We start from the raw sequence: 22,657 nt of genomic DNA, 5'->3' as shown, positions 1-22,657 counted from the left end.
ATATATAAAAAATAATCTTTATTAATATCATTCAGTTATCATATAATAGTGCTTGATAGAGACATAGATAGGGAGAAAAGGGGATGGGGATTTATGGGTAATAATATGAAAATTTTAGCGATGGCAGTGGGTCTAACTGTGATGGGATCAACGACAGCTGCTTATGCGAGTCCTGGTGGATTGGATAAAAATGGTGGACATACTTGCCGCACAAACTGTGGAAAGTATGGACTTGCAACAGGAGAATATCATTATCATAACAATTGGAAACAAGAGAATGGAAAGTGGTACTTCTATGATCAAAGTGGAACGAAAGCGAAAAGCTGGAAGGAAATTAATGGTGCATGGTACTATTTTTACAATAATGGCCAAATGGCAGTAAATACAACAATTGATGGTCATATAATTGGTGCTAACGGTAAGATGAAACAGGATCAAACAGGGCAGACAGGTTGGCAAAAAAATGGATCTGTATGGAATTACTACAATGCAAATGGTGTGAAGCAAACCGGTTGGAAACAAATTAGCGGTGTATGGTACTACTTCAATGGAAGTGGAGCAATGCAAACAGGTTGGCAGCAAATTGGTGGCGTATGGTACTATTTCAATAGCAACGGAGCAATGCAAACAAACTGGCAGTCAATTAATGGAGCATGGTACTATTTCAATAGCAACGGAGCGATGCAAACAAACTGGCAGTCAATTAATGGAGCATGGTACTATTTCAATAGCAACGGAGCAATGCAAACAAACTGGCAGTCAATTAATGGAGCATGGTACTATTTCAATAGCAATGGAGCAATGCAAACAAACTGGCAGTCAATTAATGGAGCATGGTACTATTTCAATAACAACGGGGCAATGCAAACAAACTGGCAGTCAATCAGCGGCGTATGGTATTACTTCAATGGAAGTGGAGCAATGCAAACAGGTTGGCAACAAATCGGTGGTGCTTGGTACTACATGAGCGGAAGCGGAGCAATGCAAACGGGTTGGATTCAGGATAATGGAAAGTGGTATTTCTTAGAAAGTAACGGTGTTTGGAATCCGAATGCTGTACATACAGATAATCTTTCACAATACGAAGGAAGTTGGAGTAATGTGGATGTATCAGATGTAGAAGATTGGAGAGACATTCCGACTGTTCTAAGTGCAGGGATTTATTTCATATCTGAAAATGAGGCATCAGTTGGAGTAGGATACATGGCAAGTCAGGGGACAAGATATGCTGAAGCTAGTGGAGTTGTAACATTTACAAATAATAAAGCGGTCTTGCATTTTGATGATGATGGATGGGGACATTCTGGTAAAATTGAATTTACATTAAAAAATAATAAAGTATACTTAAATATTTCAACAAATCAAGGCGGTAGCACGGCATGGGGAATCCCATCAGGTCAGCATGTATTAACGTATCAGTATGAACTAGAAGAAATGGAAGCTATGGCGGATTTAAAAAAGTAAAAGTAAAAGTGAAAGATTAAATAAGAAAGCAGCACCTAATCATTGGAAAATGAGATAGGTGCTGTTTTTATTACATTTTTATTTTGCTAGATCCGACAGGCTGTCTTTTACGATAAATGACATAACTGCGTCGTAAATATTTCACAGGAACGCTAAATACATGTACAAGTCTTGTAAATGGCCATGTTGCAAAGAGTCCCATCGCTGCAATGATATGAATTTTAAACCAAAGAGGTACTTCTGCCATATACTCCGCTTTCGGTTGGAAAATAAAGAGGCTGCGGAACCATGGGCCAATTGTTGTACGATAATCAAATCCTTTTGCATCAATATTTAAAAATGTAGAAGATAGACCTGCTAACATTACGATGAACAAGAGGACGAGGGCCACATAATCTCCTTTTGTACTTGTTGCGATAATACGTTTCACTGTAAAGCGGCGGTACATTAAAATCACTAATCCGACAATAGAAGCGATTCCAGCAGGAAGACCGAAACCGATAGCAACCATATGATACATATGCTCAGAAATACCAAAAGAGGTATATATAGATTCTGGTATTAATATTCCCATGATATGTCCACCGATTACGAACATAATGCCAAAGTGAAAGAGCAAACTGCCGATTCGGAGCATGTTCTTCTCTAATAGTTCGCTAGATTTTGATGTCCAGCCAAATTGATCATAGTTGTATCTGAAAATGTGTCCACCGATAAAGATTGCGAAAATGATATAGGGAAACAGTACCCATAAAAATCGATCCATCATTTTGACGACACTCCTTTCTAATTCGCTTGTACGCCCCAGGCATCGATAGCGAGGAGAATAGCAGCAAGAATTGGTTCGTACATACAATTTGCTTCTTTTAACTGCCCGTGTAATGCTTGTATATTTTTTGTGTATTTACTCATAATCGGTTCACTATCTTCTTCTTTGGCGTTTGCAAGAAACTCAAGTAGAAGCGGTAAATAGTCAGGTAATTCTTTATCTGTTACCGCAAAACCGGCCTTTTGATAGTGTTGTTTTAACTCTAATAATTCAATTCCACGCTCTCTTTGTTCACCTGTGTTCATGTAAGTGAGATACATATTTGTTTTCTTTCCAAAGTCGAATGTATATACGTAAGAATCAATGAGTTGATCGTTTGTTTTTTCTAACGCTTGTTTTATAAATGTTGTAAGTGATGCTCGGATTTCTTCGTGTTCAATCGTTTGAATCTCTTCCTGTAATTCTAGTAAAGCTTCTCTCCAACCTAGTTCAGGATAGGAGAGAAGAAAGGAAGAACAAGAAAACGTAGTTTGTAAACTTTGTTTCATATTTGTCTGCCTCCTTTATTTAAGAGATTGTCATACAAGAACCTGGACCACCTGCGAAGGAAAGGCCACAGCTTCCTTGCTCACTATATAAATCTGCAACTTGTTCACGGTGAGATGTCGGGATAACGAAACGGTCTTTATATTTTGCGATGGCAAGAAGGCGATACATATCTTCTATATCTTCTTTCGTTAAGCCTAAGTTTTGTAAGACAGCTTCATCTGGTTCTTTATTAATTTGCAGTGCTCTCATATGTGTTCGCATGACAGCCATTTTTTTCAATGTAAGACGAATGTGTGATTCATCGCCCGCTGTCAGTAAGTTCGCTAAATACTGAATTGGAATACGCATATTATCGATAGCCGGGAAAATTTCTTCTGCCTGCCAGTTGCTTCCTTTTCCTTCCACCATGTTCATAATTGGACTAAGCGGTGGAATATACCAAACCATCGGCATTGTTCGATATTCAGGGTGAAGAGGAAGGGCGATTTTCCAATCAATAATCATTTTATAAATCGGTGATTCTTGAGCAGCTTTAATCCATTCTTCAGGAATACCTTGTTTTTTTGCTTCAGCTGCTACTTCTGGATCGTTTGGATCTAGAAAAACAGTAAGCTGAGATTCATATAAATCTTTTTCGTCTTCTACTGAAGCCGCTTCTTGTACTTTGTCAGCGTCATATAACATAACTCCGATATAACGAATACGTCCTACGCATGTTTCAGAGCAAATCGTTGGCATACCAGCTTCAATACGCGGGAAGCACATTGTACATTTTTCTGCTTTATTTGTTTGCCAGTTGAAATACACTTTTTTATATGGGCAAGAAGATACACAGAATCTCCAAGCGCGGCATGCATTTTGGTCAACAAGGACAATGCCATCTTCCTCACGTTTATACATCGCACCAGATGGGCAAGAAGAGACGCAAGATGGGTTCATACAATGTTCGCAAATACGAGGGAGATACATCATAAAGACATTTTCAAAGTCTGTTTTTATATCTTCTTCCATTTTCTTGACGTTCGGATCTTGTAATCCTGTTATATGTCCGCCTGCTAAATCATCTTCCCAGTTTGGTCCCCATTCAATTTTGTCGATAAATTCACCAGTAATTGCTGATTTCGGGCGAGCTACTGGTTGATGTTTTCGCTGCGGGCTGTTTGTTAATGTTTCATAATCATAGTTCCAAGGTTCAAAGTAATCATCGATAGTAGGTTGATCTGGGTTATGGAAAATGTTCATGAGGCGTTTCATTTTTGAACCGGATTTTAGCTGGATTTCTCCATTTTTTAATTCCCAGCCACCATTATATTTATCTTGATCTTCCCATTGTTTTGGATAACCGATACCAGGTTTTGTTTCCACGTTGTTGAAATACATATATTCAGCACCTGGACGATTCGTCCAGGTGTTTTTGCACGTTACGCTACAAGTGTGGCAGCCGATGCATTTATCTAGGTTCATTACCATTCCGACTTGCGCTTTAATCTTCAAGCCAATCTACCTCCTTCAGTTTGCGGATTACGACGTTTAAGTCGCGCTGGTTGCCAGTTGGACCGTAGTAGTTAAATCCATAGCTTAATTGACCATACCCACCAATCATATGTGTTGGCTTCACGTGGATACGTGTTGGGCTATTATGTGTTCCTCCGCGATTGCTCGTTAGTTTCGTACCAGGCACATTAATGTGACGATCTTGTGCGTGATGCATAAAGGCCATTCCTCTTGGTATGCGGTGCGTTACAACGGCACGCGCTACAACAACGCCGTTACGGTTAAAGCATTCGATCCAGTCGTTATCAGCAACGCCAGCTTCAGCTGCGTCATCTTTGTTCATCCAAACAGTTGGACCACCGCGGAATAACGTTAACATCGGTAAGGAATCGAAGTACATACTATGAATCGACCATTTATTATGCGGCGTTAAATAGTTCAGCGTAATTTCTTTTCCTTCTACTTCAGGACGTGATTTACGGAACGGTTTATGCTGCAGAATTGGCTTAAATGTAGCCATTGTTTCACCGAATTCCTTCATCATATCGTGATCTAAGTAGAACGATTGTCGTCCAGTTACTGTTCTCCAAGGGATAAGGCGCTCGACATTTGTTGTAAATGGTGAGTAACGACGTCCACCTTTTTCAGAACCCGTAAAGGCAGGGGAGGTAATCACCGTTTTTGGCTGCGCAGTAATTTGTTCGAATGTGAAGCATTCTTCTTCACGTTCTTCCGCTAAATCACGAAGCTGTAAATCTGTTTGTTTTTCAAGAGCTTCCCATGCTTTTACGGCCATATGACCATTCGTTGTAGAAGAAAGGGTTAACACTGCTTCAGCAGCATTGATTGCTTCTTTAATGTCAGGGCATCCTTTTGCGATAGAATCAGTGCGAACAACGCCTAATCGACTCTTTAATTGTTCGTATTCTTTTTCTGCTGACCAAGAGATTCCTTTCGTACCGATTGGCTGTTTCCCAGCATTTGGTCCGAGCGCAGTCATTTTGTCATAAATCGTTTTGTAATCCCGCTCCATAACATGAATTTGCGGCATTGTTTTTCCAGGGATTGGTTCGCATTCACCTTTGCTCCAGTCTTTAATCTTGCCAAGTGGCTGTGCCAATTCTTGTGGTGTATCATGAAGAAGTGGTGTTGCGACAACTTCTTTCATTGGTTCAAGGTCAAGTTCTGTTGCTAACTTAGATACTGCTTTAGAAAGAGAGCTGAAAATATCCCAGTCAGAGCGTGCTTCCCATGGTGAACCGATTGCCGGATTAAATGGATGCACGAATGGATGCATATCTGTACTACTTAAGTCATGTTTTTCATACCAAGTTGAAGCAGGAAGGACGATATCAGAATAAAGTGCTGTTCCAGCCATACGGAAATCTAAGTTAATGAGTAAATCAAGTTTTCCTTCAGGTGCTTTTTCATGCCATTTTATTTCTTCTGGTCGCAATGAATCGCTATCATCATTCATTAATCCGTTTGTTGTACCTAATAGATGTTTTAAGAAATATTCATGTCCTTTACCAGAACTTGAAATTAAGTTTGCGCGCCAGACGAATAAATTACGCGGGAAGTTGTTTTTGTTATCTGGGTCTTCAATTGCAAATTTCAGTTCTTTTTCTTTTAGTTGTTGCGCAACATATTTTCCGATTTCTTCCTGGGTTGTTGCGCCACTAGCGACAGCTTCTTTATATAATTCAATTCCGTTTTTCTCAAATGTTGGATAAGAAGGGAGCCAGCCAAGGCGAGCAGCTAATATATTGTAATCACCGTGATGTTGATAGCGTGAGTTGCCGACAACTGGTGATGCTAGGTGCCCAACTGGTGTATCTTCATAGCGCCACTGATCCGTTACGAAATAGAAGAAAGATGTACCGTTTTGTAGTTTCGGTGGACCTTGCCAGTCTTTTGCCATTGCGATCGTTTGCCAACCTTCTGCTGGACGTAGTTTCTCTTGCCCAACATAATGTGCCCAGCCTCCGCCGTTTACACCTTGCGCTCCAACGAGAAGAACAAGATTTAGAACTGCGCGGTAAATCGTATCAGAGTTAAACCAATGGTTAATACCAGCGCCGACAATAATCATTGAGCGGCCATTTGTATCAACCGCATTTTGAGCAAATTCACGAGCGATTTGAATAATCAGTTCTCGTTTTACGCCGGTCATTTTCTCTTGCCATGCTGGTGTAAATGGCATATCATCATTGAAGTCTTTCGGTTCTTGCCCGCCAAGTCCACGGTTAACTCCGTAGTTTGCTAACGTTAAGTCGTATACAGTTGTAACGAAAATGTCGCCTTCTTCAGTCGTGATTTTTTTCACTGGAATTGTGCGTTCTAATACTTTGTTTCCATCATCAGAGAAGTACGGAATTTGTACAGTTCCAACAGCATCTTCCATACCAAGTAAGGAAAGGCGTGGATCAATTTTTTCGCCGGTTTGTTCATCTTCTAAGCGCAAGTTCCATTTCTTTTCGTTATCCCAGCGTGACCCCATTGTGCCATGAGGTGTTGCGAAATCGTTCGTGTTATCGTTCCAAAGAACAGGTTTCCATTCACCAAGCTTTGTTTCACGGCCAATATCATTCGCGTTTAAGAAACGATCGGCAACAAATTGGTCTCCTTGTTGTTTCAATGTGACAAAGAACGGGAAATCAGTATATTGTTTTGCATAATTTGTGAAGTATTCCACTTGCTGGTCCACGTAAAACTCTTGTAAGATGACGTGCCCCATTGCCATTGCAAGTGCTCCGTCTGTACCTTGTTTTACGCTAATCCAATCATCAGCAAACTTTGTGGATTCCGCAAAGTCAGGACTTACAGAAACAACTTTCGTTCCTTTATAGCGCACCTCTGCTAAGAAGTGAGCGTCTGGTGTTCTTGTCATTGGTACGTTTGAACCCCACGTCATAATGTAACCAGAGTTATACCAATCACTACTTTCTGGTACATCTGTTTGATCACCCCAAATTTGCGGAGAAGCTGGTGGCAAATCAGCGTACCAATCGTAGAAGCTAAGCATTGGACCACCCATGAGCTGCATAAAGCGGCTACCAGCAGCATGGCTTAACATCGACATGGCTGGAATTGGTGAGAAACCAACATTTCGATCTGGGCCGTATTTGATTACTGTATAAAGTAGAGAAGCGGCAACAAGTTGTAATACTTCATCCCAACTAGCACGGATGAATCCGCCTTTACCCCGGGCCTGCTTATAAGTACGTGCTTTTTCAGGATTTTCCACAATGCTTTTCCAAGCGTCTAGCGGTGATTTGTGGTTTTGAAGTTCTTCTTGCCACATATTCCAAAGTACGCCACGGACATATGGATATTTCACGCGAAGTGGACTATAAATGTACCAAGAAAAACTTGCTCCGCGTGGACATCCTCGTGGCTCAAAGTCTGGCATATCAGGGCCCGTTGATGGATAGTTCAGCTCTTGGCCTTCCCAAGTTACAATTCCATCCTTTACGTAAATGTTCCAGCTACAAGAACCAGTACAGTTTACACCGTGTGTAGAACGAATGACTTTATCATGTTGCCAGCGTTTTCTATACACGTTTTCCCATTCGCGATCTTCATACGTTTCTTGTGTATGATTGTTGTTATAGCGATCTATTGGAGAAAAATATTTTAAACGTTTCATTAATGCTGAAGGTTTCTTTTTCATACTGTTCACTCCTTTATTACGTCTCTCTTGCTTACTTTCAATATAAGAGAGCGCGTCAAATAGAGATGTGATATCTATCACAGTTCAACAGATTGTCAAAAATCAGACTTATAACATTTTTTGGGAAGTTGTGACATTTTTCACATCGAAGAGTGATTCTTTTTTGTAGAATAAAGGAGAAAGAAAAAAGAGTAGCCTCTCAAATAGAGAGGCTACTCAATACTACACACAGAGGCGGGACAATCTTCACAAGCAATTTCGCATTTTAAAAATTGTAAATTATGAATCGTGATTTTTCCTTTATGAATAGAAATAATTCCTTGCTTTTTTAAATCATTTAACATACGGTTGACACTTTCACGTGAGGTTGCACAGAAATTCGCAAGCTCTTGATTTGTTAAAGGTAGATCGATAAGGATGCCGTTTTCTTTTAATACGCCATAACTATTCGTCATACGAATAAGAGTCGAATAAAGAGCACCTTTTTTACCATGTAACACTAAATCACGGAATTTCGTTTGCATTCTCCTTAAATGTTCACTAATCCATTTCATAAATTCAAAGGCAAGGGCTGGTTTTTCAAGTAATGCCTTCTCTAAAGCATCTCGTTTAATTACGCCAACCTCAACATTTTCAAGGCATTTCGCATTTAATAAATACTTTGCATTGTCCGTAAATAATGTTAATTCTCCGATGATATCATGCGTTGAACAAATGCGAAGTGTTAACTCCTGTCCGTCAGCACTAATTTTACTAATCTGCACTTTTCCAGAGCGAACGATATAGAGTTCTTTTGCCTCCACACCTTCTTGGAAAATATAACTTCCTTTATTAATCTGCATTTTATATTCAACAGATGCAAGCAATTCCTTTAAATCTTCTGATAATGCCGTACGGTTTGTCACAGCAATCACCTTTCTTTTAAAAGCAGTCTATTTCTTATTGTGGATGTAAACATGGTGAAAATGCAAGAAATATCTTTTCATTATAGGTGATAAGTTAGTACTTAGCTGTGAACAAGCGCACATTTCGTACTGAAAAAAAGAGTGTCTTTTGTAGACACCCTTTTACTTTATTTAATCCACTCCACAACCATATCCATTGTTTGACGAGTTTTATCACGTTTTGGTTCTTCTGCGCGATAACCAAAAGCAACTAAAACAGACACACCAAATGCATCATCTGAAATAATTCCTTCTTCTTTTAAAATTGCATCTACTTTTTCTTGATGAAACCCTTCAATCGGACAAGAGTCGATGCCGATTTGAGCAGCGGCAGTCATCATATTGCCAAGAGCGATGTAAGTTTGTTTAGAAGCCCAATCAAACATGGCACGATCACTTTCTAGTAATTGAAAATCAGATTCTTGAAATTCTTTATAAAAACCGCGTTTCATCGTTATAACTTCTTCAGGAAGTTGCTGAATATTTTTCATAAAGTTAGAAATATAGGATGAGTTATAAATCATCTCTTCTTTTTTACGAGCTAATATAACGACAAAGTGGCTTGCTGTTGGTAATTGTTTTTGCGCACCCCAAGATACAGGAAGAAGCTTGTTACGAATATCTTGATTTTGAATCACAACAAATTTCCAAGGTTCAAAACCAAATGAACTTGGAGAAAGTCGGCCAGTTTCTAAAATAAAATGAAAATCTTCATCAGAGATTTTTTTATTTACATCAAATTCTTTACATGCATGTCGAAATTGATAAGCTTTTAAAATTTCTTCTTTTGTATGTTCCATTTAAACAACCACCTTTTAATAATTTGCTTTTTTATAGTAAGCTGATTACAAAATTGATTCTACAATAGTAAAATAAAAGATGTAAGTACGCACATTTTTAGCATATAGTATCAATTTGTATACTAATGGAGAGTGACAAAATGGAACAGAAAGATATAAATCGTTGTTCGGTAGAAGTAACGTTAGATGTAATCGGTGGGAAATGGAAAGGGGTTATTCTATTTCACTTAATGAATGCCGAAGTGATTCGTTTTAATGAATTTGTACGATTAATGCCTGGCATCACACAGCGCATGCTAACTAGGCAGCTTCGAGAACTAGAGGCAGCTGGAGTAATTCATCGTGAAGTATATAAAGAGGTTCCACCAAAAGTGGAATATTCTTTAACGAAATTCGGAAAATCCCTTACACCAATTATCACACTTATGCGTGAGTGGGGTGAGGAGTACCGTACGCAAATACAGTGATTGTAACTGAAATGTGAATAAAATTTGAACGAATTTGTGAAGAATTTTTGAATGAAGAAGGCGATGTGAGAAATATCACAACGTACCTTCTTCTTCTTTTTTATGATGGAGGCAACTAAAAAACATAGAAAGTGAATAAAGAGTTTAAGCAAAAACATCGCAGTTTAAAAATATATTATAATAGAATGAAGACAGATAGAATTTAGCAGAAAAGGGGGGGGATAACGATGCGCGAGAAGATTACAGATTCTTTGCAGCGTCCACTTCAAGATTTACGCATCTCTGTCATTGATCGTTGTAATTTCAGATGCACATACTGTATGCCAGCTGAAGTGTTCGGGCCTGATTATGCATTTTTACAAGAAGAATTTTTGCTTACATTTGATGAAATTGAACGATTAGCAAAATTATTTGTAGGTATGGGTGTAAAGAAAATTAGACTTACGGGCGGGGAACCATTACTACGTAAAGATTTGCCAAAGCTTATTACACGGCTTGTAAAGTTGGATGGCTTAACAGATATTGGACTTACGACAAATGGGATTCATTTAACAAAGCAAGCAAAGGCGTTAAAGGAAGCGGGATTACACCGAGTGAATGTTAGTTTAGATGCAATAGAAGACGATGTATTTCGCAAAATTAATGGCCGAAATATTAGTACAAAACCTGTGCTAAAAGGAATTGCCGCAGCAAAAGAAGCTGGACTTGATGTAAAAGTAAATATGGTTGTGAAAAAAGGAATGAATGATAATCAAATTCTTCTGATGGCTTCTTATTTTAAGGAGCGAGGAATTCCGCTTCGTTTCATTGAGTTTATGGACGTTGGCAGTACGAATGGCTGGAATTTTGAACAGGTCATTACGAAGCAAGAATTGATTGAGAAAATCAATCAGGTATACCCAATTGAACCTGTAGATCCTCATTATTTTGGAGAAGTTGCGAAGCGTTATCGTTATGTGGGTAGTGATGCGGAAGTTGGGTTCATCACTTCAGTTTCTGAATCTTTCTGTTCTTCCTGTACGAGAGCACGGATTTCGGCAGACGGTAAATTTTATACTTGTTTGTTTGCAACGAAAGGAACAGATTTAAGAAGCTTACTTAGAGAGGATATTTCGGATGCCGATTTATTAAAGGCAATACAAAACGTATGGGAATATCGAAAAGATCGATATTCTGATGAGCGGACTGAAGAAAGTGCAAATAACCGCCCGAAAATTGAAATGTCTTATATCGGTGGATAAGGAAGGGGGAAAGACATGTGCAGGAGCGTTATTCAAGACAAATGTTATTTTCAGGAATCGGCGAGACAGGTCAAAGGGAAATAAGGGAAAAGCATGTGCTCATCATTGGTGCTGGTGCATTAGGAGCAGCAAGTTCAGAGGCGATTGTAAGGGCGGGAATTGGCAAGCTGACGATTGCAGACCGTGATTATGTCGAGTGGAGCAACTTACAAAGGCAGCAGTTATATACAGAAGAAGATGCAAAGTGGTATAAGCCGAAAGCAGTTGCAGCGGCTGAACGTTTAAGGCAGATCAATTCTGAAGTGGAGATTGTACCGGTTGTAACGGATGTAGCGGTGCAAGAAATGGAAGAGTTAATTCAGAATGTGGATTTAATATTAGATGCAACTGACAACTTTGAAACGCGTCTGCTTATTAACGATATTTCGCAAAAATACAATATTCCTTGGATATACGGAGGGTGTGTTGGAAGCTACGGGGTCACATATACAATTATTCCAGGGAAAACACCGTGTTTCCGTTGTCTGATGGAGCATCCATCAAGCGGGGCAACATGTGATACGGCGGGAATTATACAACCAGCTGTCCAAATGGTCGCCAGTCACCAAGTGACAGAAGCCCTTAAAATATTGGTAGAAGATTTTGGTGCACTTCGTGAAACGATGCTGTCATTTGATCTTTGGAACAATCAGCATATGGCGTTTAAAGTAACTAGGCAGAAAAAAGAAACGTGTCCATCTTGCGGAAAACTGCGCACGTATCCAAGTTTAACGTTTGAATCACAAATGAAAACAGAAGTGTTATGTGGACGAAACACGGTGCAAATCCGTCCAGGAGTACCGCAAATTCTTAATTTAGAAGAAATTAAAAAGCGCTTACAAAAAAGCGTAGATGTGAAAACAACACCATATTTATTATCATTCTTTGTTGATGAATATCGTTTTGTTTTATTTACAGACGGCAGGGCGTTTATTCATGGAACGAATGATATGACGGTGGCAAAAGGGTTGTATGCGAGATATATAGGATGAACCTAAAGGAAAACCTTTAGGTTCGGGGGGATTAGGAATGTGGATTTCTAACGTAGTCTCCACTTTTCCCACCTGTTTTTTCAAGTAAATATGTTTCGCCAATAATCATACCTTTATCAACGGCTTTACACATATCATACACGGTAAGAGCAGTTGCAGAGGCTGCTGTTAAAGCTTCCATTTCAACTCCCGTGCTACCTTCTGTTTTCACTTTTACCTCAATGAGTAAACGATATTGTTCTTTCGCCACTTCCCAGTCGAAAGAGACATCTACTCCTTTTAGAAGTAAAGGGTGACACATCGGAATAATATCAGAAGTCCGTTTGGCAGCCATAATACCGGCGATTTGTGCAACGGCTAATACATCGCCTTTACCAATTTCGTTTTGAGAGATTTTATCATAAATTTCTTTCGTAACTAAGATGCTAGAGCGAGCGATTGCTGTTCGTACAGTAGTTTTTTTATCGCTAATATCGACCATTTTCGCACGGCCTTGGTCATTAAAATGAGTAAATGAAGACATGGAATTCCTCCTTGAAGTAATTGCTATTATGATTAGCATTGTACAATATAAAGTGTAACCAAGATGTGATATTTTGCAAATATGGGGTGAAAACAATGTTAGAAAAACGAGTACCAATTCCAGTTGCTGAAGCAGTAACAAAGGTTATGAACTATGCTCAGCAAGGCGAGATAGAAACAGTTGCTATTATCGAAAGCTACGGAAGAATTTTGGGAGAAGATGTTGTAGCAGATCACGATGTACCGCATTTTGACCGCTCTCCCTATGACGGATTTGCGATTCGAGCGGAAGATACAAAAGAGGCGAGTCAAAATCATCCAATTGAATTTGAAGTAGTCGGAGAAATTGGAGCTGGTTCTGTTTTTAGAGATGAAGTAAAGGCTTTCGAGGCGGTTCGGATTATGACAGGTGCAGCAATCCCAAAAAGTTGTGATGCAGTTGTCATGTTAGAACTGACGGAAGGGTTTGAGCATAACGGTAAAACGTATATGAAGTTAAAGCGTTCTTTTAAGGCCGGTGATAATGTTTCGTTTAAAGGTGAGGATGTGAAACAAAATCAAATACTTGTGAAAAAAGGTACGAAGATTAATCCGGGTGTAGCAGCACTGTTAGCGACGTTTGGTTACAGTTCAGTAAAGGTTGTGAAACAGCCAGTTGTCGGAATTGTAACGACGGGAAGTGAATTGCTAGAAGTGCATGAACCACTTCAGCAAGGAAAGATTAGAAATAGTAACTCTTATATGATCGCAGCTCAAATTGCTAGAGCCGGTGGAATCGTGAAGTATTATGGACAGCTTGCTGATGACTTAGAAGATTGCTATGAAGCAGTGAAAACTGCGATGAATGAAGTGGATATTTTAATCACAACAGGCGGTGTTTCGGTAGGTGATTATGATTATTTACCTGCGATTTACGAAAAGTTACATGCGAATGTCCTGTTTAATAAAATCGCGATGAGACCAGGTAGTGTCACAACAGTAGCTGAAGTAAATGGGAAATTGTTATTTGGATTATCAGGTAACCCGTCTGCTTGTTATGTCGGTTTTGAATTACTCGTTTATCCAGTTATTCAGACATTCCTTCATGTGAAAGAACCACATGCATATCGAGCGGATGCAATTTTAAAGAAGGATTTTCCAAAGGCAAATCCATTTACGCGATTTGTAAGAGGAAAAGTAGAGTTTATGAATGGTCAGTTGCAAGTAACTCCAGTTGGACTCGATAAATCAAGTGCAATTTCCTCACTTGCGGATAGTAACGCTTTAATTGTATTACCAGGAGGAACAAGAGGATTTGAAGCTGGGATGACAGTCTCGGTGTTATTACTAGAATCGAGCCAAGGAAGTGAATGGCCGTGGGCAGAACCACTCCAGTCTTACAAATAGTCGGCTATCAAAATAGCGGAAAAACGACGCTAACAGAGAAATTAATTCAAGCTTTTTCGGATGAAGGTATGAAAGTTGCTACAATTAAGCATCACGGACATGGTGGCTATCCAGAAGTGCCGCAAAAGGATAGTGAACGACATAGGCAAGCGGGTGCGGTCGTGAGCGCTGTAGAAGGAGCTGGATTATTATCGCTTTCTTCTCTTCGGGATGAATGGCCTTTACAAGAAATCATACGATTATATCAATTTTTTGAAGTAGATCTCATTTTAATTGAAGGATATAAAACAGAAAACTATCCCAAAGTAGTTTTACTTCGGACAAATGAAGATATTGCTTTACTAGATAAAGTAGAGAATGTGAGAGCGGTTATTACATGGAATGATGCTATGCAAAGTTTACAAGAAACATATAAAACATTCCATATATCAGAGGAAGCATTATATATGGAATGGCTCGTACAAACAATAAGGGGTGCGCAATGACATATACGTATTATGAAGTAATAGACACACCAATTTCGATTGAAGAGGTTACAAATAAAGTCATTCGCCGTGAATGTGGTGCTGTGACAACTTTCATTGGTACTGTAAGAGAATTTACGAAAGGGCGCCGTACGTTATATTTAGAGTACGTAGCCTATAAGACAATGGCTGAAAAAATGCTTGCAAAAATTGGAGATGAAGTGAAAGAGAAGTGGCCTGGGACACACGTTGCGATTACACATCGCATCGGTACACTTCAAATTTCTGATATTGCCGTTGTTGTTGCTGTATCAACACCGCACCGGAAAGCTGCATATGAAGCAAATGAATACATTATGGAACGCATCAAGCAAATTGTTCCGATTTGGAAAAAAGAGCTTTGGGAAGATGGCGATTCATGGATTGGTGATCAATTAGAAAAAATATCGTATCCAAATGGGGAACCTGGAAAGGAGATGGGAAAATGATTCAAGTATTACTGTTTGCGCATTTACAAGAAGAAGCGGGAACAAATGTGCTGAAACTAGACTGTGAAAATATTACTGTTGCAGAATTAAAAGATATCATTACGAAAGAACATCATATCGCAGTTTCAGAGCAAATTATGGTCGCGATTAATGAAGAATATGCAAATGAAGATGACAAAATACAATCTGGTGATGTTGTCGCATTGATTCCGCCAGTGAGCGGTGGTTGATTTTTTCCAGTCTAATCACGGAAATCTGTGATTAGACTGGAGGGAATTAATATATATTGTGAAATAATGAGCAAAATAGGAGGCGAAAAAGATGAGAAGTCCGAATTTTCAATTAGGGTTACAAACTTCTAATCTTGTTATTGGTTTTATGGTATGGGTGATTTTATCGTCGCTAATGCCATTTATTAAAGTGGATATTGCATTAACAGCAGGGCAAATTTCCCTTGTTACAGCAGTACCTGTTATTTTAGGGTCAGTGCTTCGGATTCCAATTGGTTATTGGACCAATCGTTATGGCGCAAGAAAATTATTCTTTATAAGCTTTATCATTTTATTATTCCCTGTCTTTTATATTAGCGTTGCGAACTCTATGATGGATTTAATTATCGGTGGTTTATTTGTCGGGGTTGGCGGAGCAGTGTTCTCCGTAGGTGTAACGTCCTTGCCAAAATATTATCCGAAAGAGCGTCACGGTTTTGTAAATGGTATTTACGGTGCAGGTAACGCAGGAACAGCGGTTACCTCGTTCTTAGCGCCTGTAATCGCAACTTCATTTGGCTGGAGAGCAACTGTCCAATCCTTTTTAATCTTACTTGCTGTCTTTGCACTTCTGAACTTTTTATTAGGAGATCGGGGTGAGCGAAAAGTAAATACACCATTAATGGAACAGTTAAAAGGTGTATACAAAAATGAAAAACTTTGGTTCTTATGTATTTTCTATTTCTTAACTTTCGGATCGTTTGTTGCCTTTACAGTATACTTACCAAACTTCTTAGTATCTCACTTTGGATTAGAAAAGGTAGATGCAGGTATGCGAACAGCTGGTTTTATCGTATTGGCAACAGTCATGCGCCCAATTGGTGGTTGGCTCGGTGATAAATTTAATCCGTTTAAAATTTTAATCTTCGTATTCATCGGTTTAACACTATCCGGCATTATTTTATCGTTTATGCCAAGTATGAACGTATATACATTCGGTTGCCTGCTTGTCGCATTTTGTGCAGGAATTGGAAACGGAACAATCTTTAAACTCGTACCGATGTACTTTTCTGAACAAGCTGGGGTTGTGAACGGGCTTGTCGCAGCTTTAGGTGGCTTAGGAGGCTTTTTCCCACCGTTAATTTTAACGTTACTATTCCAATTAACAGGTCATTATGCAATTGGGTTTATGGCACTGTCAGAAGTAGCGCTTGCATGTTTAATTATTACAGTGTGGATGTATAGTCAAGAAAAGTTGTTAGTGATGTTGAATCATAAATAGAAGAAATGATTGTACTGTTCCTTAAAAAGATAGAAAAAAGCAGCATGATTCTAGTTTTTGTACCGGAGTCATGCTGCTTTTTGTATTGGTTTGAGATATGGTGCAGGAAGAGGAGTTGAACGCCTTTATACATGGCTAGATGCTCTTTCCTGCCAAAAGGAAAGGTTGTGCGTCAGTTTTTTAATTTGTATTTATGCAAAAAAAAATAGCGGTCAGCTATTTTAAATTTGCATATATTTTTCATGTTAATGACTGATTGTGTTTTGAAGGAAATCAGTTGCTTGATTTTCTGAAACATCTTGCACAAGTGCAACTTCACTAATTAAAATTCTGCGTGCGTTGTCTAACATTTGCTTTTCACTCGCATTTAATGCTCTTTCTTTATTGCGACGAATTAAATCGCGAACAACTTCAGCACCGTCTAGAAGATTCCCGTTTTTCATCTTCTCCATGTTCATGGTATATCTTTGTTTCCATGAGAGGGAGTGGTCAGCTTCACCATTATGAATGTCAACTAATACATCGTTTAATGTATTTTTGTCGACAACGTAACGTATGCCTGAATTTTCTACTTTATCCATAGGAATCATCACTTGCATATCACTAATCACCATGTGTATCACGCAATACTGACGTGTTTTTCCTAACACTTCTTTATCCTCAATTGCTTCGATTATTCCTGCTCCGTGCATAGGGTAAACAATTTTATCGCCGATTTGAAACAAATCATCCACCTCCATATGTGGTAACTATATGTAATGATAACACATATGGAGAAAAATATCAAATTTATTATATTATCATATGTTATATATTGGTGTCAATGGTTTTGCTGTTGTTTTTTATCGCGTTTTTAGACGGAAATGAATCACACCTTTTGTTGAAAGAGCTGTATGTGAAATGGAGTGAGTATTCTCAGAAACGTCCGGAGAAAAATAGGGGCATATCCAACTATTTTTAATCATAAAATGTAAACTCGTTAATACAATATACCTAAATCCGTTCTTTTTAAAGGAGGGGAGAGAAGGTGGGGCGCACAATTAAAATTGATATTACGAATAAGGTAGTAGCAAAATTCAAATCAAATTATTTGGAATTATATACGAGTAAATTTATGATAGGTAAGTTTTATGTCTATACTGAAGATAAGAAATATGTGTTAGAAGACGGATATATATATGAAGATGGTAAGTTTTATCGCATCATAGATACGCACCGTGGCAATAATCAAGCGGCGGAGGGCTGCGATCTAGGATGGTGTTAAAATGATTCGAGTCAAGATGTTTGATGAAAGTCATGAAAAGGACTTGGAAGACTCCGTAAATGTGTTTTTGAAGAAACTAAATGAAGAACAGCTTATAGATATTAAATATCAAGTTGGTGTATCCATTAATGATGATGAAAATCAAATTTATTGTTTTTCGGCGATGGTTGTTTATAAAACATAAAAAAGAGCTGGGGAGCCAGCTCTTTTTTATGTTTTTAAGTAGAAATGATATGCGTTGGTAAAGCGTTCATGATAGATTGGGGTGCTAGGTTTTCTTTTATAGATAGAATTGTTTCACCGGCAAGGGTGTCTTTGCACATGCCGAGGTGATAACGTTCACCTAAGAAAGGATCAATGTAAAAACCGTTTTTAAATATTCTATCGGTTCCACCTTTTTCGTGGTGAATTTCAGAACAATGAATGCAATAGTACATATCTTTCATCTCCTTTTATTGTAGAAAATCTATAAAGAAAAAGAGTGAGCAAGTAGGAATTGCATGGAGTTAGACAATCGCTCCTTGCTCCAATGGATCAGGCAACATATCTCGCTTTCTAAAATAAATCCGAAGGGAGGGAGGAAGGCTAATGGGTGAGGTATGTTTGCTTTTGTGAGTATATTATGAGGAAATGTTGCAAAGGTGTTTGTCCTGTTGAAAAAATGTTGAGCATTTCTCAACAATCATTGCGAAATTGCATAAGTTGACATAAAACCAAAAGGTGTTATATTATAAAAAACGAAACCAAAAGGTGTTATATTTTAACACTTCATAAAGGAGACATAATATGAATCAGCAAAATACATTACAAGATATTAAACAAACAGTTATTTTTGAAGCGCCTATTCAAAAGGTATGGAATGTAGTATCTACTGCAGAAGGAATTGCATCTTGGTTTATGCCAAATGACTTTGAAGCGAAGGTAGGACATGAATTTCACGTGCAATCACCTTTTGGACCATCACCATGCAAAGTGTTAGAAATCGATGAGCCTCATCGTTTATCGTTTTCATGGGATACAGATGGCTGGATCGTTTCGTTTGTTTTAAAAGATTTAGGAGATAAAACGGAGTTCACTCTTATTCATGGTGGATGGAAACAGTCTGATGAAAAGATTTCGAAAGCGAACGAGAAAGCTTCTGTTATTCGTGATAGAATGGCCGGCGGCTGGGTAGCGATTGTAAATGAAAAACTGAAAAAGGTTGTTGAAGGGTAAATGTCCTCATCAACAGCGAAATATGATGTTTTTCAAGCAATTGCTGATCCAACGCGCCGAGAAGTACTCCGGTTATTAACTGAAAAAGAATTACCAATTTCTAAAATAACAGATCATTTTCCGATGAGCCGTACAGCTGTAGCGAAACATCTTCATATTCTTTCAGAAGCGAAATTAGTAAGAGGAAGAAAGGTTGGAAGGGAAAAGATATATTGTTTGCAGCCCGAGCCGTTAGCTGAATTACAAGAGTGGCTTTCGTATTATGAACAGTTTTGGAACAATAAATTGTCCATGCTGAAATATGTGGTGGAAAATGAAGAGTAAGTGTTGTTCTATATATGAGGGGAGAGGTGTAAATTGGTAAATGAGATTATATCAGCGATTTTTCCAATATATCGACCATTTCTCACCATATATCGGCGCAAATTCGAATATATCAGCGATTCGACAAAGGATATCGACCTTTCAACAAATAATGACAAAAAACAAGAGTCTACTGGCTCTTGTTTCCCAATATGTTAAAGAGGCTGATCGCTATAAGCAATCAGCCTCTTTTTTTACTGTTCAGCGGTTTGCCCTGCTGGCTTTAATAGAAGCCAGCCGATAAATAGTGTAAGTAGTGCGAGCGCAAATGTACTCATATAAATAACATGTACGCTAGAAGCTAATGCCTCTTGTGATTTTGTTACTACATTTGCTGCGCCGCCGTGCCCACCTGAGACAAGATCAACATTTTGCATGCCTTGCGCGTGGATCATCGTATTAAAGATTGTTCCGAAGATAGCAGCACCTAATGTTTGACTAAATGTATTAATAAATGTGTTTAAGCCGACTGCTGTTCCGCGTGTGTGTGCTGGGACAGCTGCTTGAATGGTTACCATATAAATAGGTGTGATAAGGCCCATCCCTAACCCGAAGAGTCCGACTGCAACATAAATAAGAAATGCTGGTGAATGAGTTGATAATGTAAATAATAAGAAGGTAGCAATGGATAAAATGCTAGCTCCAAGTAAAATAATTTGTTTCGTTTGTAACTTACCAACTAAATTGCCAGAAAAAATCGCGCCGAATGTCCACATAACAGGAATTGGCATAAGAATAAGTCCAGCTTCTGTCGCATTTTTTCCTAATACACCCTGGCTCCAAATTGGAAGGTACATTGTAATACTAATAATCATTGCACCAGCAATCAGTGTTAGGATGTTTACTGTTGATAATGTACGATTAGAAAAAAGTGCTAACGGAATTAATGGCTCCGGAGATTTTTTCTCAACGAATAAGAAAATAATGAATGAAATAGCTGCAAAGATTAAGAGGCCGATAATTGTAATGTCGCCCCAGTTTTGCTTACTACTTCCTGTTAGAAGTGCATAAAGTAACGCAATTGTACTTAGTGAGAAGATGATTGCACCAGGATAATCGATATGATGTTTCGCTGGTTTAATTGACTCTTTATAAGAAATGGCAATCATCGCACAAGCAAGAATTCCAAATGGAACGTTTAAGAAAAAGATGTAACGCCAAGAAAGAGAATCAACTAAGAATCCACCTACTAGCGGCCCAATAACACCTGAAACGCCCCAAACAGCACTCATCCAACCTTGTGCTTTTGCACGATCTTTTGCTTCGCTATATAAGTCGCCGATAATCGTCATTGTAATTGGCATAACAGCGCCAGCACCTATACCTTGAAGAGCACGGAAGATGATTAATTGTTCCATTGATGTCACGACTCCGCATAGTGCAGAACCAATTAAAAAGATGGCTGCACCAATGAGAAGTACTTTTTTACGGCCGAATAAATCGGCTAATTTCCCATAAATGGGAGTTGAGACAGCTGTTGCTAGCATATAAATTGCATATACCCAGCTAACAAGTTCGACTCCAGATAAATCACTCGTTATACGAGGGATTGCTGTACTTACAATCGTTCCTTCTACAGCGGAAAGAAACGTCATTAACATTAAAGATATCATGACTTGTTTTCGCATATGTTTTCCCCTTTGTTTCAATTATTCAACATTATAAAATATAAAGCTACTAAGCTATATAAAGCAACAAAAAAGAAACAAGAGTGGAAAGAATCCACCCGTGTTTCTTTTTTAGTACCGCACTTTCGCGTTTTGTCCTGCAGTTGTTCCGGCAATTCGACCTGTAACAAGAGCAGAAGTAATATTATAGCCACCCGTGTAACCATGAATATCAAGAACTTCCCCACAGAAGTATAGGCCATTCATGAATTTAGAGGCCATTTCTTTCGGATAAATTTCTTTAACAGAAACACCGCCGCCTGTAACGAATGCTTTTTCAAGAGGCTGTGTGCCGTTTACTGTTATTTTAAACTCTTTGAAGTCTTTCACAAGTGCGCGAATCTTTTCGTTAGAAACTTGTCCAGCTTGCTCGCTACCGTCAATTTCGTTTCTTTCTAATAAGAATAAGAAGTAACGCTCAGGAACATATCCTTTTAACACATTTTTGATTCCTTTTTTCGGTTCTTCTTTCATTTGTTTCATCATGCGCTGGAAGAGTTGTTCGCCATTTTCTTCCGGCAATGCATCAATGCTCATTTCTACCGCACGCATTTTAAATTTTTTCATCGTCTTTACAACGAATTGACTACAACGAAGAGCAGCTGGGCCAGAAATACCAAAGTGGGTAAAGAGCATGTCCATTTTATGAGAAATGACAATTTTACCTTTTGGATCCAGTACACTTACATTTACATCGCGTAAAGCAAGTCCTTGCAGTGTACGATCACGAATAAATGGTTCGCTTGAAGTAATTGGAACTTCTGTTGGGAAAAGCTCAGTAATGGTATGCCCAGCTTTTTCAGCCCAAGCGTAACCGTCCCCAGTTGAGCCAGTATGAGGAACAGATTTCCCGCCAACGGCGATAACAACATGGTTTGTTTCAAGCACTTCACCTGTTTTGAGAACAACGGATTTTGTTTGACCGTCTTCATATTCGATTGTTTCAACTGGTGTATTAGTACGGATTTTAACGCCTAGTTCGTTTAGTCTTGTTAATAAAGCATCTACAACTGATTGTGCTTTATTAGAGACAGGGAACATGCGGCCATGGTCTTCCTCTTTTAACTTTACGCCAAGCTTTTCGAAGAATGTAATAATATCTTCATTATTAAAAATAGAAAAAGCACTGTATAAAAAGCGACCATTTCCTGGTATATGTTTGACAATTTCATCAAGTGGTAAGCGATTTGTTACGTTACAGCGACCTCCACCAGAAATAGCAAGTTTACGTCCAAGTTTATTTCCTTTATCAAGAAGCAAGACGCGTGCGCCTTCTTCAGCAGCACCGATTGCGGCCATCAATCCTGAAGGGCCTCCTCCGATGACAATAACATCATAATGCATAGTATATCGACCTCATTTTCT

24 protein-coding genes are annotated in these 22,657 nt (G+C 38.7%); 13 read left to right on the top strand and 11 right to left on the bottom strand.

Annotated features, from left to right (window positions below; genetic code table 11):
* The first annotated feature begins 93 nt into the window (after positions 1–93).
* Positions 94–1,464, top strand: coding sequence for a YHYH domain-containing protein (locus tag KFD70_RS23840; protein WP_336450466.1), 1,371 nt, complete (start codon positions 94–96; stop codon positions 1,462–1,464).
* Positions 1,465–1,534: 70 nt separating this feature from the next.
* On the opposite strand, the gene narI is transcribed toward KFD70_RS23840, so the two are convergent.
* The 6 genes from narI to KFD70_RS23810 all read right to left on the bottom strand — a co-directional run bounded on the left by narI (position 1,535) and on the right by KFD70_RS23810 (position 9,693).
* A complete protein-coding gene (gene narI / locus KFD70_RS23835; RefSeq protein ID WP_336450465.1) occupies positions 1,535–2,233 on the bottom strand; it encodes a respiratory nitrate reductase subunit gamma in 699 nt (232 codons plus the stop codon).
* A gap of 17 nt (positions 2,234–2,250) precedes the next feature.
* Complete coding sequence (gene narJ, locus KFD70_RS23830) at positions 2,251–2,781, bottom strand: nitrate reductase molybdenum cofactor assembly chaperone (protein WP_336450464.1); 531 nt, start codon at positions 2,779–2,781, stop codon at positions 2,251–2,253.
* Between the two features lie 19 nt (positions 2,782–2,800).
* Entirely contained in the window at positions 2,801–4,276 is a 1,476-nt protein-coding gene (narH, locus tag KFD70_RS23825) for a nitrate reductase subunit beta (protein ID WP_336450463.1), read from the bottom strand.
* Positions 4,266–7,949 (bottom strand): nitrate reductase subunit alpha, encoded by a 3,684-nt coding sequence (locus KFD70_RS23820; protein ID WP_336450462.1) that lies wholly within the window; start codon positions 7,947–7,949, stop codon positions 4,266–4,268. Before KFD70_RS23820 ends, narH begins: the two co-directional genes overlap by 11 nt.
* Positions 7,950–8,161: 212 nt before the next feature.
* Positions 8,162–8,854 (bottom strand): Crp/Fnr family transcriptional regulator, encoded by a 693-nt coding sequence (locus KFD70_RS23815; protein ID WP_336450461.1) that lies wholly within the window; start codon positions 8,852–8,854, stop codon positions 8,162–8,164.
* Positions 8,855–9,021: 167 nt separating this feature from the next.
* Positions 9,022–9,693 carry an NAD(P)H-dependent oxidoreductase gene (locus tag KFD70_RS23810; protein ID WP_336450460.1) on the bottom strand — a complete coding sequence of 224 codons (672 nt, stop codon included), beginning with the start codon at positions 9,691–9,693 and terminating at the stop codon, positions 9,022–9,024.
* 140 nt (positions 9,694–9,833) lie between these two features.
* Between KFD70_RS23810 and KFD70_RS23805 the strand changes: the two genes are divergently transcribed.
* The 3 genes from KFD70_RS23805 to KFD70_RS23795 all read left to right on the top strand — a co-directional run bounded on the left by KFD70_RS23805 (position 9,834) and on the right by KFD70_RS23795 (position 12,432).
* Positions 9,834–10,160: a winged helix-turn-helix transcriptional regulator gene (locus KFD70_RS23805; protein WP_336450459.1), complete on the top strand. Its 327-nt coding sequence runs from the start codon at positions 9,834–9,836 to the stop codon at positions 10,158–10,160.
* A gap of 227 nt (positions 10,161–10,387) precedes the next feature.
* Complete coding sequence (gene moaA, locus KFD70_RS23800; protein ID WP_336450458.1) at positions 10,388–11,401, top strand: GTP 3',8-cyclase MoaA; 1,014 nt, start codon at positions 10,388–10,390, stop codon at positions 11,399–11,401.
* A gap of 17 nt (positions 11,402–11,418) precedes the next feature.
* On the top strand, positions 11,419–12,432 hold the full coding sequence (locus KFD70_RS23795) for a molybdopterin-synthase adenylyltransferase MoeB (RefSeq protein WP_336450457.1): 1,014 nt from the start codon (positions 11,419–11,421) through the stop codon (positions 12,430–12,432).
* Between the two features lie 31 nt (positions 12,433–12,463).
* Here KFD70_RS23795 and moaC read toward each other — a convergent pair whose 3' ends face one another.
* Positions 12,464–12,955, bottom strand: a complete 492-nt coding sequence (gene moaC, locus KFD70_RS23790) for a cyclic pyranopterin monophosphate synthase MoaC (protein ID WP_336450456.1) — start codon at positions 12,953–12,955, stop codon at positions 12,464–12,466.
* Between the two features lie 95 nt (positions 12,956–13,050).
* Between moaC and KFD70_RS23785 the strand changes: the two genes are divergently transcribed.
* The 5 genes from KFD70_RS23785 (at position 13,051) to KFD70_RS23765 (ending at position 16,783) form a co-directional block, all read left to right on the top strand.
* Positions 13,051–14,340, top strand: a complete 1,290-nt coding sequence (locus KFD70_RS23785; protein WP_336450455.1) for a molybdopterin molybdotransferase MoeA — start codon at positions 13,051–13,053, stop codon at positions 14,338–14,340.
* Positions 14,304–14,825, top strand: a complete 522-nt coding sequence (mobB, locus tag KFD70_RS23780; protein WP_336450454.1) for a molybdopterin-guanine dinucleotide biosynthesis protein B — start codon at positions 14,304–14,306, stop codon at positions 14,823–14,825. Before KFD70_RS23785 ends, mobB begins: the two co-directional genes overlap by 37 nt.
* Positions 14,822–15,292 (top strand): molybdenum cofactor biosynthesis protein MoaE, encoded by a 471-nt coding sequence (locus tag KFD70_RS23775; RefSeq protein ID WP_336450453.1) that lies wholly within the window; start codon positions 14,822–14,824, stop codon positions 15,290–15,292. The genes mobB and KFD70_RS23775 overlap by 4 nt, the downstream gene beginning before the upstream one ends.
* On the top strand, positions 15,289–15,522 hold the full coding sequence (gene moaD / locus KFD70_RS23770) for a molybdopterin converting factor subunit 1 (RefSeq protein WP_336450452.1): 234 nt from the start codon (positions 15,289–15,291) through the stop codon (positions 15,520–15,522). The genes KFD70_RS23775 and moaD overlap by 4 nt, the downstream gene beginning before the upstream one ends.
* A gap of 91 nt (positions 15,523–15,613) precedes the next feature.
* On the top strand, positions 15,614–16,783 hold the full coding sequence (locus KFD70_RS23765) for a nitrate/nitrite transporter (RefSeq protein ID WP_336450451.1): 1,170 nt from the start codon (positions 15,614–15,616) through the stop codon (positions 16,781–16,783).
* 245 nt (positions 16,784–17,028) lie between these two features.
* Here KFD70_RS23765 and KFD70_RS23760 read toward each other — a convergent pair whose 3' ends face one another.
* Entirely contained in the window at positions 17,029–17,523 is a 495-nt protein-coding gene (locus KFD70_RS23760) for a CarD family transcriptional regulator (protein ID WP_336450450.1), read from the bottom strand.
* 287 nt (positions 17,524–17,810) lie between these two features.
* Between KFD70_RS23760 and KFD70_RS23755 the strand changes: the two genes are divergently transcribed.
* Both KFD70_RS23755 and KFD70_RS23750 read left to right on the top strand, forming a co-directional pair.
* Positions 17,811–18,047, top strand: coding sequence for a DUF2553 family protein (locus KFD70_RS23755; RefSeq protein WP_174100178.1), 237 nt, complete (start codon positions 17,811–17,813; stop codon positions 18,045–18,047).
* 1 nt (position 18,048) lies between these two features.
* Positions 18,049–18,231 (top strand): sporulation protein Cse60, encoded by a 183-nt coding sequence (locus KFD70_RS23750; RefSeq protein ID WP_336450449.1) that lies wholly within the window; start codon positions 18,049–18,051, stop codon positions 18,229–18,231.
* A 34-nt stretch (positions 18,232–18,265) separates the two neighbouring features.
* Here KFD70_RS23750 and KFD70_RS23745 read toward each other — a convergent pair whose 3' ends face one another.
* On the bottom strand, positions 18,266–18,484 hold the full coding sequence (locus KFD70_RS23745) for a DUF3973 domain-containing protein (RefSeq protein WP_336450448.1): 219 nt from the start codon (positions 18,482–18,484) through the stop codon (positions 18,266–18,268).
* Between the two features lie 349 nt (positions 18,485–18,833).
* On the opposite strand from KFD70_RS23745, the gene KFD70_RS23740 reads away from it, so the two are divergent.
* Both KFD70_RS23740 and KFD70_RS23735 read left to right on the top strand, forming a co-directional pair.
* Positions 18,834–19,262 (top strand): SRPBCC family protein, encoded by a 429-nt coding sequence (locus KFD70_RS23740; RefSeq protein WP_336450447.1) that lies wholly within the window; start codon positions 18,834–18,836, stop codon positions 19,260–19,262.
* Entirely contained in the window at positions 19,263–19,586 is a 324-nt protein-coding gene (locus KFD70_RS23735) for an ArsR/SmtB family transcription factor (RefSeq protein ID WP_336450446.1), read from the top strand.
* Between the two features lie 233 nt (positions 19,587–19,819).
* Here KFD70_RS23735 and KFD70_RS23730 read toward each other — a convergent pair whose 3' ends face one another.
* Complete coding sequence (locus KFD70_RS23730; RefSeq protein ID WP_336450445.1) at positions 19,820–21,253, bottom strand: MDR family MFS transporter; 1,434 nt, start codon at positions 21,251–21,253, stop codon at positions 19,820–19,822.
* 111 nt (positions 21,254–21,364) lie between these two features.
* On the bottom strand, positions 21,365–22,636 hold the full coding sequence (locus tag KFD70_RS23725; protein ID WP_336450444.1) for a BaiN/RdsA family NAD(P)/FAD-dependent oxidoreductase: 1,272 nt from the start codon (positions 22,634–22,636) through the stop codon (positions 21,365–21,367).
* Between the last annotated feature and the right edge of the window lie 21 nt (positions 22,637–22,657).

Origin of the sequence: Bacillus pfraonensis (genome assembly GCF_050768835.1) — a bacterium.
In the GTDB taxonomy this organism is placed as follows: domain Bacteria; phylum Bacillota; class Bacilli; order Bacillales; family Bacillaceae_G; genus Bacillus_A; species Bacillus_A pfraonensis.
This window is presented reverse-complemented; position numbering and strand designations above follow the sequence as displayed.